At 61.4% G+C, this 11,838-nt stretch carries 9 protein-coding genes; 2 read left to right on the top strand and 7 right to left on the bottom strand.

The annotated features are described in order from the left end of the window. A partial coding sequence (locus tag IWX77_RS17330; RefSeq protein WP_327012276.1) for a hypothetical protein occupies window positions 1–274 on the top strand: 274 nt, incomplete at its 5' end. 94 nt (window positions 275–368) lie between these two features. Here IWX77_RS17330 and IWX77_RS16530 read toward each other — a convergent pair. The 5 genes from IWX77_RS16530 to polA all read right to left on the bottom strand — a co-directional run bounded on the left by IWX77_RS16530 (window position 369) and on the right by polA (window position 10,290). Then, on the bottom strand, window positions 369–1,103 hold the full coding sequence (locus IWX77_RS16530; RefSeq protein ID WP_196845642.1) for a hypothetical protein: 735 nt from the start codon (window positions 1,101–1,103) through the stop codon (window positions 369–371). A 483-nt stretch (window positions 1,104–1,586) separates the two neighbouring features. Next, entirely contained in the window at window positions 1,587–3,824 is a 2,238-nt protein-coding gene (locus IWX77_RS16525) for a response regulator (RefSeq protein WP_327012277.1), read from the bottom strand. A gap of 349 nt (window positions 3,825–4,173) precedes the next feature. Continuing rightward, window positions 4,174–5,628 (bottom strand): 30S ribosomal protein S1, encoded by a 1,455-nt coding sequence (gene rpsA / locus IWX77_RS16520; RefSeq protein ID WP_196845640.1) that lies wholly within the window; start codon window positions 5,626–5,628, stop codon window positions 4,174–4,176. Window positions 5,629–5,835: 207 nt separating this feature from the next. Continuing rightward, the gene (locus tag IWX77_RS16515) at window positions 5,836–7,512 is read right to left on the bottom strand and encodes a DUF885 domain-containing protein (protein WP_196845639.1); all 1,677 of its coding nucleotides are present in this window, start codon (window positions 7,510–7,512) and stop codon (window positions 5,836–5,838) included. An 87-nt stretch (window positions 7,513–7,599) separates the two neighbouring features. After that, on the bottom strand, window positions 7,600–10,290 hold the full coding sequence (polA, locus tag IWX77_RS16510) for a DNA polymerase I (protein ID WP_196845638.1): 2,691 nt from the start codon (window positions 10,288–10,290) through the stop codon (window positions 7,600–7,602). 53 nt (window positions 10,291–10,343) lie between these two features. Here polA and IWX77_RS16505 point away from each other — a divergent pair, with 53 nt between their 5' ends. Continuing rightward, window positions 10,344–10,769, top strand: coding sequence for a hotdog fold thioesterase (locus IWX77_RS16505; protein WP_196845637.1), 426 nt, complete (start codon window positions 10,344–10,346; stop codon window positions 10,767–10,769). A 6-nt stretch (window positions 10,770–10,775) separates the two neighbouring features. Here the strand turns inward: IWX77_RS16505 and IWX77_RS16500 are convergent, their stop codons facing one another. Then, on the bottom strand, window positions 10,776–11,426 hold the full coding sequence (locus IWX77_RS16500; protein ID WP_327012275.1) for an AAA domain-containing protein: 651 nt from the start codon (window positions 11,424–11,426) through the stop codon (window positions 10,776–10,778). Continuing rightward, a complete protein-coding gene (locus IWX77_RS17325) occupies window positions 11,381–11,716 on the bottom strand; it encodes a hypothetical protein (RefSeq protein WP_297414090.1) in 336 nt (111 codons plus the stop codon). The genes IWX77_RS16500 and IWX77_RS17325 overlap by 46 nt, the downstream gene beginning before the upstream one ends. Window positions 11,717–11,838: the final 122 nt, after the last annotated feature.

Raw genomic sequence — 11,838 nt, 5'->3', positions numbered from 1 at the left:
CCTTTTCGACGATCATGGCGGCTCTATAAACCCTGACGGCAATTACGATGACGCGAATCGACATTGCAGCAACAGCTACGACGCCCAGACCTGGATGGTGGGCCCATCCGCTGCAATGGCGGGCCCATCCGCCGTTCCGATTACATTTCCCGCCGCCGAGACGAGGACGGCATCGCCCGAGCTGCTGGCAGTTGCCATTGGCGCGACCGCAGACGAAAGCGGCAGCACAACTGCCGCCAGGATCAATCCAAGCCGCACGAGCAACGAACGGTGATTACCCTTGTTTTTGAACATGATCCACCCTTGTCTTTGTGTAGCTGGTTGAATGTTGCGGTTCTTGGTTTCACTTTGTGAAAAATGAGCGCAGCTTATGTTTTTTGAATCCAGCTCGTCAGAACGATTGCGTTGGGATCCACGGGTGAGAGGGTTGACGCCATCTTTGGCGTGATAATTCGCACTAGCGCGTACGACGTGAATTGGCCAGCCGGGTGCATGAACTTCCCGGAGGAGAGGAGACCATCCGCGAAATCATATTCTTCAAAAAAGCCATCAATGAGTCTGAGATCGTGCGGTGTCCAATCGACTTCCACAACAGCGAGGGCATCACGCAGAATTGGACGCAGCGCTTGCTCGACTGGCCCGGAATCTTTTACGCAGGCTATGCCAAACCATCCATCTGCCATCTTGTGTGCGCAATAGAAGAGCAACGTCTCGTCGTTCAGTTCTTGGGCGAGGCTCAGGACGGTGGGAGCGAGAATTTCGTTCCTGGCTAGCCGGCCCGCGGGCACAATGTCCGGATCAATTCCATCACCGAGCCGGGCGGGCATGGAGATCGGGGCGACGAGGTCCACAACGCGGGCATTCCGGATCGACTCTCCCGTCCAAATTCCTTGAACGGTAACCACAACCTCTGAGGCCAAGTCCGGTGGGAGGTCAGTGGCTACGCTGATGCCTCCAGCATCTCGGATGAACTGGTCGTAGAGCCCGTAAGCAACCGCATCAAGTCGCACGCTTTTACCATCGCTGACCAGCCGCCCAGTCGCAAACACCCCATCGTCGACGGAAACTGGGCGAATTTCCCTTGTGGTCGTGCTTTTACTCATCGACATTCCCCCCGAAAATCGAGCTTCAGATGTAACTCAGTTATGTTTTCTACGCAATTTTTTTCTCGTCATTAAATGACAATTACCAAACACACATGCATTTGATGAGAATTCGCTTTACGGTACAGCTTTGTATTGACACTCATGCTGGCACCCGGCCCGGGCCACCACAAGACCCCGTATTGACTCATGGAAACGTCCGCGTTGCGGTGCGAGTTTCTCCGATTTGGCGGTGGATGTGCGCTGCGCTCGTTTCTATGGTGAAATGGCAGGCTGCGACGAATCGGAGTCGCGGCATATCTTCAAACAAGCGGCAGGACCCTAAACGTCGGATATTCGACTAATTCACAAGCCGCCCCGGGTAGGTCACCTTCGTTTTCTCAGTAGACAATCGTTTCCTGGCGTTCTCCGCTGGGACCGTGCAATATCGTTGATTTCGTGCCAGATCAGAGCGATCCGTCTGACCGTGGCCGGGGAGTGCGCTCAGCCGAGAGCGCGCTTGATTTCGGCCAAGAGCGCATCGCGGTTGAAGTCTGGCGTGTTCATGGCCACGACGGGCTGCGCGGGGTCACTGTCGATGGTGTCCTGTTCCTCGTCGGTGATCTGCACGGTCGACATGACGAGCACGGGAATGTGCTGGGTGCTGATGTGTCTCTGTAGGGCACGCACAATCTTGAACCCACCCATTCCCTCCATCATGAGATTGATCAGAATCAAGTCGGGCGTCAGCTTGAGAGCATCCGTGATGGCAGCCTCTCCGGTCGCTGACGATTCGACGCGGTAGGCCGGCTGTTCCAAATAGGAGATCACTTGATCGACGGTTTCACGATCTTCATCGACGATTAGGATGCACCTGGCCTGGGACCGCTCCGGGAGAAGCCCGAGCAGGGTGAGCGAATTCTGCAACTCAGCCCGTTGAAGCGGTTTCTCCAGCACTGCTGCAGCGCCTCGACGTAAAGCCATGCTCATGTTGGTGAGGCCAGCAATGACCACGACAGGGATGGATGCCAGTTCGGGGGAATCGTGCAGCTTCAGAAGGAACTTCCAGCCGTCCATCCCGGGAAGCTGCACGTCAAGGGTGATCAGGCTGAGCGGCCCTCCACGCGCGAGATCGAGCGCTTCCTCGCCGCTGGACGCTACAATCACCTGAAAACCTTCCGCCTCCAGAAGTAGCCGAACGAGCTTGGCCGATTTGGGGTCGTCCTCGACGACGAGCGCCGTGGGGTGGCCGCTCGGTACCATCAGACCAGCGACAGCTTCGGCGAGACCCTGAAGATGAACACTGGAATCGGCGTTGGCCGCTCCAATCAAATCCTGGGTCGCATGTTGCGGCAACGGGTCCACATTCTCGTCATGCTCGAGGGCATCATCTGACGCGGAGTGCGTGGATCCGGCCGCCGGCCGAGCGCTCTCCCTGTTCGATTCGGGTGCCGGTCGACCCGGCACGGTGGGCAGGACACGGCGTGGCAACCAGACAGCGAAGGTTGCGCCTTCCCCCAGGGCGCCTTGCGCGACGACCGCACCGTCGTGGAGCTCGGCCAGCAGCTTCACCGTGGTCGAACCCACACCATTTCCGTTTAGCTTCCGGGCGGCATTGAATTCGCCGTGTGAAAGTGAAAGGAAGAGGGGACATAGATCGCCTCGTGAGATACCGCTGCCGGTGTCCGTCACCCGAATTTCCAGGAACTCCGTAAAACTGAACTCGGGCAACGGGCAGGACCAGTGCGGACGGTCGCCGTTGAATGCCCCGACGGCGCTGCGAGGCACGGTACGCGCCTGCACGGTGACGGACCCGCCCATGCTGGCGACAACGGCATCGCCAAGCATGACCGCGAGCATCTTCTCGACGCTTGCGGCAGCGAGTGGGATGCTACTCAGGTCGGCAGCACTGTCAACGGTGAACGAGACTGGGGAATCAACCGTTTTTTTATTGGCCAGCTCAGCGCTGGCGACCAGCAGGCTGCGAACTTGTCCGGATTTATGGTCGAACTCGACAACTCCTGTTTCAACAGTAAACATGCCGATGATTTCGACGAGCAACGACAACAGGAGTTCGCCATCTGCGCAGATACCGTCGATCCGTTGCTGCTGGGCCCCGCTCAACTTTCCGTCGACGCCGCTACGCGGTGCGTCAGACGACGAGACCACGGCACGCAGCGGTGTAAGGACCTCGGCCTCGGCGCGCGCCACATATTCAGAGCGCGCGCCAAGGCCCTGCTCCAGCTTGGATTTCTTTTCGAGGAGCGCAGGCTCAGACCGTTTGCTCTCGGTGACGTCGCGAGCGGCTGCAAAGACCCCCTGCACGATGCGGTCACGATCGCGCAGAGTAGCGGCGTTGAACGAGACAACAGTTTCTGCGCCGTCACAGGAGCGCACCGCCAGCTCGTGGTCGCTTACTCGGTCCTGCTGCAACACTCGAGCGATTAAGGTGTCGGCTCGCGTCGGATTCGTGAAGAGATTGCGGCACGGTGCGCCGATGAGTTCGTCTCTGGTGCGTCCGGTCAGATCTACCATCTGCTGATTGACGTCTGTGATGATCCCCGTGGTGTCGGTGGTCATCATCGAGTCAATGTTGGATTCGATGAGCCACCGAGTGGAAAACTTTTGGTCAGGGAGCCGTTTGTTGGGCACTTCAACAGTCAGGGGCGGGCTGGGGCTGTCGATGGGGTTCCGGATTGCTGGTTGTGCAAGACGGGGCTCAGAATCGTTCTCCTCCGTCATCTCAACATTATCGGCGGGGTAATAGCTATTCATGGAATTCTCCGATGGGACCGTGGTGCATGGAACACTTATTCGCTCTCAAATTCCATCCAGGCCTAGGTTGCATCGGTGGAAACTCACTAGCGTCAACGATCCCGTCGGGTGCGGGCTCGCGAGCAGGGGAGGATAAATCCTCATCATCAGGTATAGCACGAACTGTTGAACGGACGTCTCGATGCACGGGGAGGATCCAGTCCGAGACGGTCGTGAATCACCCGGCCGCGAATGCACAAACGGGCCGCATTCGACTGAATGCGGCCCGTTTGTGCAGTGCCCGACAGGGGCGTGCTACTGCTGTGGTACTTCGGTGCTAGTTGCCGCCGGAGAGCTTCTCGCGGAGGGCCGCGAGTGCTTCATCGTCGGCGAGCGTGCCGGCGCCAGCCGACTCGATCGAGAAGGCCGATCCGGCCGGTGCGACGTCGCTGGGGGCAGCGATCTCGTCGTTCGCGGTCGAAACCTGCTTCTTGTGCGCTTCCCAGCGAGCCTGGGCCGCAGCGTAGTCCTGCTCCCACTTTTCTCGCTGCTCGTCAAAGCCTTCGCGCCACTCGTTGGTCTCGGAGTCGAAGCCTTCGGGGTACTTGTACTGGCCCTTGTCGTCGTACTCGGTGAGCATTCCGTAGAGCGCCGGGTCGAACTCGGTGCCGTCGGGATCGACGCCGTCGTTGGCCTGCTTGAGGCTCAGCGAGATGCGGCGACGCTCGAGGTCGATATCGATGACCTTGACGAAGACCTCGTCGCCGACCGAGACAACCTGCTCGGCGAGCTCGACGTGCTTGCCGGAGAGCTCGCTGATGTGTACGAGGCCCTCGATGCCCTCGGCAACGCGAACGAAGGCACCAAACGGAACGAGCTTGGTGACCTTACCCGGTGCAACCTGACCAATGGCGTGGGTGCGGGCGAAGACCTGCCATGGGTCCTCTTGGGTGGCCTTGAGGGACAGCGAGACACGCTCGCGTTCGAGGTCAACTTCGAGGATCTCGACGGTGACTTCCTGACCAACTTCAACGACCTCGCTGGCGTGCTCAATGTGCTTCCAGCTGAGCTCGGAAACGTGGACGAGACCATCGACGCCGCCGAGGTCGACGAACGCACCGAAGTTGACGATCGAGGAGACGACGCCCTTACGAACCTGTCCCTTCTGAAGGTTGTTCAGGAACGTCGTGCGGCTTTCGCTCTGAGTCTGCTCGAGCAGGGCACGACGCGACAGCACAACGTTGTTGCGGTTCTTGTCGAGCTCGAGGATCTTCGCTTCAATTTCCTGGCCCAGGTACGGGGTCAGGTCGCGAACGCGACGAAGCTCGATGAGCGATGCCGGCAGGAAGCCACGCAGGCCGATGTCGACGATGAGTCCACCCTTGACGACCTCGATCACCGAACCGGTGACGACACCGTCGGACTCCTTGATCTTCTCAACGTCGCCCCAAGCACGCTCGTACTGAGCGCGCTTCTTGGAAAGGATGAGGCGGCCTTCTTTGTCTTCTTTCTGAAGAACGAGGGCCTCGACCAGGTCGCCGACCTTGACGACCTCAGAGGGGTCAACGTCGTGCTTGATGGAGAGTTCGCGGGAGGGAATGACGCCCTCGGTCTTGTACCCAACGTCGAGGAGGACCTCGTCGCGGTCGATCTTCACGACGGTGCCCTCGATGAGGTCTCCGTCGTTGAAGAATTTCAGAGTCTTTTCGACCGCGGCAAGAAAGTCTTCAGCAGATCCAATATCGTTAATGGCGACCTGCTTGGGTGCCCGTACGGTCGTTGCGATTGTCATATAGTAATTGCTCCAGGATGGACATAGTCGGGCCATACGCGAAAAGACGTTCAGGTGTTTTAGATGCCCCGCGGTCCAGGAAGACCGTGGGACGCTCCGCGCATGGCAGCGGATAGGGTGCCACAAATGTGACTCTCTATCCTAGCTATCAGACTCCCCCGCAGGCAACTTGACCGAGTTGCCTGCGTTCTGGCCCACACGGATGCCCTACTTCAGCAGGGCCGACCGCAGCGTGTCGAGACCCACACCGCCCAGGTCGAGGGCGGTGCGGTGAAACTCCTTGATCGAGAAGGCTGCGCCCTGGCGTTTCTGGGCGGCATCGCGGAGCTGCTCCCAGATACGTTGGCCGACCTTGTAAGACGGAGCCTGGCCCGGCCAACCGAGATAGCGGTTCACCTCGAACTTGACAAAGCTCTCATTCATATTGACGTTTTGGCCAAGAAATTCGAAGGCGTAGTCCGCAGTCCACGGGCCAGAACCATCGGGCAGGGTCTTGCCGAGGTGAACGCCGATATCAAGAACAACGCGAGCCGCCCGCATCCGCTGCCCATCGAGCATGCCGAGGCGGTCAGCCGGGTCGTCGAGGTAGCCCAGTTGTTCCATCAGGCGTTCGGCGTAGAGTGCCCAGCCCTCCGCGTGTCCGGAGGTGCCGGCGAGCTGACGACGCCAGGTGTTGAGCTTGGCCCGGTTGTAGACGGCTTGTCCGATCTGCAGGTGATGACCGGGAACACCCTCGTGGTAAACCGTGGTGAGCTCGCGCCATGTGTCGAATTCGGTGACGCCGACCGGCACGGACCACCACATTCGGCCCGGCCGGGAGAAGTCGTCGGTCGGGCCGGTGTAGTAGATGCCGCCCTCCTGGGTGGGAGCGATCATGCATTCGATGGTCTTGATCTCGTCGGGGATGTCGAATTGGGTTCCGGCCAGATCGGCTACGGCCTTGTCACTGGTCTTCTGCATCCACTCCTGCAGTGCCTGGGTGCCGTTCAGTTTGCGGCTCGGGTCGGTGTCGAGGTAAGCGATGGCTTCGAGGACGCTCGCGCCAGGCTTGATTTGGTCGGCGACCTTCTCTTGTTCCCGGGTCATACGGGCCAGTTCTTCGATGCCCCAGTCGTAGGTTTCGTCGAGATCGATGGTGGCGCCCAGAAATCGTCGAGAGGCGAGGGTATACAAATCGCGGCCGATGGCGTCCTCGTGGGTCGCCTGACCCTCGAGTTCGGCGCTGAAAAAGGTCGCGAGCTTGTCGTAGGCGGTTGCCGAACGGCCGGCGCCGACGCCGAGATCCTTGGCCAGGGAAGCCGGCAGGGTGCCCTCATCCAAGGCAGCGTTGGCAGCGAACTCAGCGAAAAATCCGTCGTTGGCCGCATGGCGCTGCGCCTGGGCAAGCACCTCGCGCACCTGTCGGCGCGCCGGCGTCACTCCGCGTTCGATGCCGAGGCGGAGAGTCTGGATGTACCCGTCGATGGCGGCGGGCAGGTTGCCCAAGCGCGACGAGATGTTGGCCCAGTCGTCGACCGTTTTGGTGGGCATGAGGTCGAAGATTTCGCGAATCTCCTGTGCCGGTGAGGCGATGACGTTGAGGTCCCGCAACTGCAGCTCAGCGTCGGAACTTTCGACAGTGAGCGACAATTCGCTGCGAAGGTCGGTCTGCGTGACTTCGTCGACGCTGTCGACCGGGCGAGCGGCATCGAGCCGCACAATCGTCTTCTTCGCCTCGTCGACGAAGCGTTCGTGGCCGGCCGGGGAGTAATCGCCGAAGCGGCCATCGCCCTCGGTGCGGCCGATGTACGTACCCACCGTCGGGTCGAGATCGACGAGGGTGTCCACCCACTCTTCAGCGATCTGGTCGATGGCCGTCGGAGTGCGCTGGATGTCATTTGTCATCCACTGAGCCTAGAACATGACCGCGCGAAGTGAACACCCCAATTGGGGTAACCGGACGGTCAACCGCCTGAGATCAACGGCTCGTGATCAGTGTGCAGCGGCGTCCCAGTTGGGTCCGCGACCAACCTGCACCTCGAGCGGAACGAGCAGGTCTGCGGCGGATTCCATGTTGTGGGTGACAACGTGACGCAGGGCATCCCACTCCCCTGGAGCGACGTCGAAGATCAATTCGTCGTGCACCTGCAGCAGCATACGGGAGTCCATCGACGCATCCGTCATATCGGCGGCGATACCGTTCATGGCGATCTTCATGATGTCGGCTGCCGAACCTTGGATCGGCGCGTTGAGGGCCGCTCGTTCGGCGTTGTCGCGCAGCACCCGTTTAGGGCTGCCCAAGTCGGGGAACGGGCGGCGCCGACCGAAAATGGTTTCGGTATAGCCGTCGACCTTGGCCTGCTCGACGACATTCCGCAGGTAGTCGCGAACCGCGCCGAACCGCTCAAAGTAGTCGGCCATGAGTTGCTTGGCCTCTTTGGTGTCGATGCGCAGCTGCCGCGATAGCCCAAAGGCGCTGAGGCCGTAGGCGAGGCCGTAGCTCATGGCCTTGACCTTGCTGCGCATTTCGGATGTGACGTCGGACGGGTCAACCCCGAAGATGCGCGAACCGACGAAGCGGTGCAGGTCTTCGCCGGCGTTGAAGGCTTCGATCAATCCAGCGTCCTCTGACAGGTGCGCCATGATGCGCATCTCGATCTGGGAGTAGTCGGCCGTGAGTAGGCTTTCGCTACCCGCACCGGCTTGAAAGGCTGCGCGAATACGGCGGCCCTCCTCCGTGCGAACGGGGATATTTTGCAGGTTGGGGTCGTTCGAGGAGATGCGCCCGGTCGTCGTGCCGATCTGCACGTACGTCGTGTGGATGCGGCCCGTCGTGTCGATTGCTTTGTCGAGGGTTTCAACGATCTGGCGAAGCTTGGTAGCGTCGCGATGCTTGAGCAACAGATCGAGAAACGGATGCGGATTGCTGGCCTGCAGGTCGGCCAGAGCGCCGGCATCCGTTGAAAAACCGGTCTTGTTGGCTCGAGTCTTGGGCATCTCGAGCTGATCGAACAGCACGTCTTGCAGTTGCTTGGGTGAGCCGAGGTTCACCTCGCGGCCGATCTCGGCGTAGGCGGCGGCAGCGAGGCTCGCCGTGCTGGCACCGAGTTCGGCAGACAGCTCGGCGAGTTGCTCGTGCGAGACGCTGACGCCGGCCAGTTCCATATTGGCCAGGGCGAGCAGAGTTGGTAGCTCGATGTCGATCAGGAGTTTGAGCGAACCGGGGTCGAGGGTGGTTTCGATGACGGCGAACGCGCGCAGGGTGTACCAGGCCTGCGCGGGGGCGCCAGCCTGCTGGGTCTCATCGGGCACGAGCTGGTTCGGGTCGGCCAGTGGCAGGGTTTCGTCGAGGTAGCGCGACACGAGGTCGGCCAGGGTCTTGTCTGGGCCGCCAGGGCGAATGAGCCAGGCACCGACCAGCGTGTCGAAGGCGAGGCCCGCAAAGGGCAGACCACTGCGACGCAGCGCCTTCACCTGGTGTTTGGCGTCGTTCATGATTTTCGGGGTCCCGCTGGCGAGCCAGGCTTCGAGTGGGGCGTAGTCGTTGCGGTCCGGCTGCCAGGGTAGGTTGATCGTCTCGGTCGGACTGGCCAGACCGAAGCCGATGGCCTTGCCGTCCTGCACCTCAACGGTGAGGCCGAGTCCGGCTGGATTGCCCGCGATCGCACGATCGAGCCACGACTGCAGTTCTTCGTCGAGCAAGTCCTGCGCGACGGGGGCCCGCACGGCCGATTCTTCGTCGGTAACAGCGGTGGCAACAGCGGATGCTGCGGCTGCTGCGGCTGCAGGATCTTCGCCGGCCAGCTTGAGCACCCGGTCCAGCAGGGTTTTGAATTCGAGGCGGGTGAAGATGTCGCGCACGGCGTCGGTGTTCATGGCACCCCGTTCCAGCGCGGCGACCGCGATGGGCAGGTCGACGTCGGTGACGAGACGGTTGAGGCGGCGGTTACGAATCGCGTTCTCTTTCTGCTCACGCAGATTGTTGCCGACGACGCCCTTGATCTCGTCAGCGTGTTCGAGGATGCCGTCGAGGCTGCCGTACAAGCCGAGCCATTTGACGGCGGTTTTCTCGCCGACCTTGCTGATACCGATGAGGTTGTCGCTGGTTTCGCCGACGAGGGCTGCAACGTCGGGGTACTGTTCGGGATCGATGCCGTAGCGTTCGCGCACCCGCGCCGGGTCGTAGCGGGTGAGGGCGGACACACCCTGGCTGGAGGGGTAGAGCAGGGTGACCGTCTCGTTGACCAGCTGAATGGCATCACGGTCGCCGGAGACGACGAGCACGTTGTAACCGGCCTCGGTGCCCTCGACCGAGAGGGTCGCGAGAATATCGTCGGCCTCGAAGTCTTCCTTGGTGATGGTCGTGATATTCATCGCGGCGAGGGCTTCCTGCAGCAGCGGAATCTGGCCGAGAAACTCGGGCGGAGTCGCAGTGCGCGTACCCTTGTACTCGGGGTATTCCCGGGTACGAAAGGAGGCCCGGGAAATGTCGAATGCGACCGCGAGGTGGGTCGGTTTCTCGTTGCGCAGCAGGCTGAGCAGCATGGACAGAAAGCCATGGATGGCGTTCGTATGCTGCCCTGCGTGGGTCTGGAAGCTGTCCACGGGCAGGGCGAAGAACGCCCGGAATGCCAGGGAATGGCCGTCGATGATCATCAGGGTAGGCTTTTCGGAGTCCAACACTCCCCCAGCCTACAAGTGTCTTCCGGCGTGGGCTTCCTCGACCAAAGGTGACCATGTTCAATACAACTGACGACGCACTCGCCTGGGTTCAGCAACGCGGCGGAGGAGACCTGGCCGACAAGATGGGGCTGGAGTTCATCGAATTCACGATTGACCGGGCCGTGGCACGGATGCCGGTGGCCGGCAACACCCAGCCGGCCATGCTCATGCACGGCGGCGCCTATGTCGTTCTCGGCGAGTCGCTCGGCTCGATGGCCGCGAACCTGCACGCCGGACCGGGAAAGCTCGCTGTGGGCATTGAGATCAACGCCTCGCACAACCGTTCAGCGACCTCCGGGTACGTGACCGGTGTCTGCACTCCGATTCACCTCGGCCGTACGCTCACCACCCACGAGATTGTGGTCACCGACGACGCCGGGCGGCGCTGCTCGACGATTCGCATCACGAACATCATCAAGGATCTGCCCCCGCGCGTTTAGGTCGGTTCAGGGTTCTGGCTCGACCAGGCTGATAAACGCGCTGAGTTCAGCGACGCCGGCTGGCGTCGGGGGCAGGTATTCGGTGAGCGCGGGTGCATAGACCAAGTAGGCTGTCCATTTTGCCCGAGAGATGGCAACGTTGAGTCGATTCTTCATGATGAGAAACACCATGCCGCGCGGCACGTCATCGGCCGATGACGCCGCCAGCATGACGATAGCGACTGCCGCTTCCTGGCCCTGGAATTTGTCGACCGTTCCCACGTGATTGCCAGGGTATCCGGCGACGGCCAGGCCGTCCCGCACCAGAAGCCGCTGGGCGTCGTCCGGGGTCACGCCGATGACATCCGCCTCGGTTATAGGGTCGTTCACCCGGTCGGTGGTCGGGTCGGTCCACCGGCGGCCGAGGACATCGCGGATCAGTGACGCGACGGCATGCGCTTCTTCGGGCGAGACGATCGCATTGCCGACGTGCTCGACCGGGATGGCGTGCAGTCCGGGTTCGATTCCGGCCAGCAGCCGGGTTGCGGCAATCGGGTTGACGCGCAGCAGGCCGGCGTACGACAGGCGGGAAACGGGAGCGGTGACCGCCGGATGCCTGCGCGGGCTCTCGCTCAGAAAATAGCCGAGGTCAGCCGACAGCACGTCGAGCCCGGCCACGACCCAGTTGAGCGCAGACTGGTCGATCGGCTCGGGGTGCGCACCAAATTTCTGAAATCCCAGGCGGTACCGCCGGTAACGAAAACGGTGGCGGCGTGGTCGAGGCCGGAGATCAGCTGGCCGTCCTTCGGCAGCGCGGTGAAGGTAGCTCGAGCAGAGTCGGCGCCGGTTTTGGGAACTTTTCCAACGAGGTCGGGCTCCAGCCCGGCCAAGACGACGTCGCGCAGCAGGTTCTCCACGACCGCGTGGGACTGGGCGACGACGCCGATCTTCCAGCCGTATTGTTGCACGAGCGCAGTGATGACGTGGGCGCCGAGGGGCGTTTTCTAGCCGTCGTTGCAACGCTGGAGTTTGGAGTCAGCGATGGATGACAGTTCACGAAGCCGCAAGAAGGGCGCCGGCGCGCTCCCTA

Source organism: Cryobacterium sp. CAN_C2 (assembly GCF_015751745.1).
Classification (GTDB): domain Bacteria; phylum Actinomycetota; class Actinomycetes; order Actinomycetales; family Microbacteriaceae; genus Cryobacterium.
The sequence above is the reverse complement of the archived record's forward strand: the minus strand, read 5'-3'. Positions and strand labels throughout refer to the sequence as shown.

What these genes read in the sequence shown, in the direction of transcription:
- IWX77_RS16530 (WP_196845642.1), bottom strand. Translation starts at nt 1,103, where the DNA reads ATGAGTAAAAGCACGACCACAAGGGAAATTCGCCCAGTTTCCGTCGAC.
- IWX77_RS16525 (WP_327012277.1), bottom strand. Translation starts at nt 3,824, where the DNA reads ATGACGGAGGAGAACGATTCTGAGCCCCGTCTTGCACAACCAGCAATC.
- rpsA (WP_196845640.1), bottom strand. Translation starts at nt 5,628, where the DNA reads ATGACAATCGCAACGACCGTACGGGCACCCAAGCAGGTCGCCATTAAC.
- IWX77_RS16515 (WP_196845639.1), bottom strand. Translation starts at nt 7,512, where the DNA reads ATGACAAATGACATCCAGCGCACTCCGACGGCCATCGACCAGATCGCT.
- IWX77_RS16505 (WP_196845637.1), top strand. Translation starts at nt 10,344, where the DNA reads ATGTTCAATACAACTGACGACGCACTCGCCTGGGTTCAGCAACGCGGC.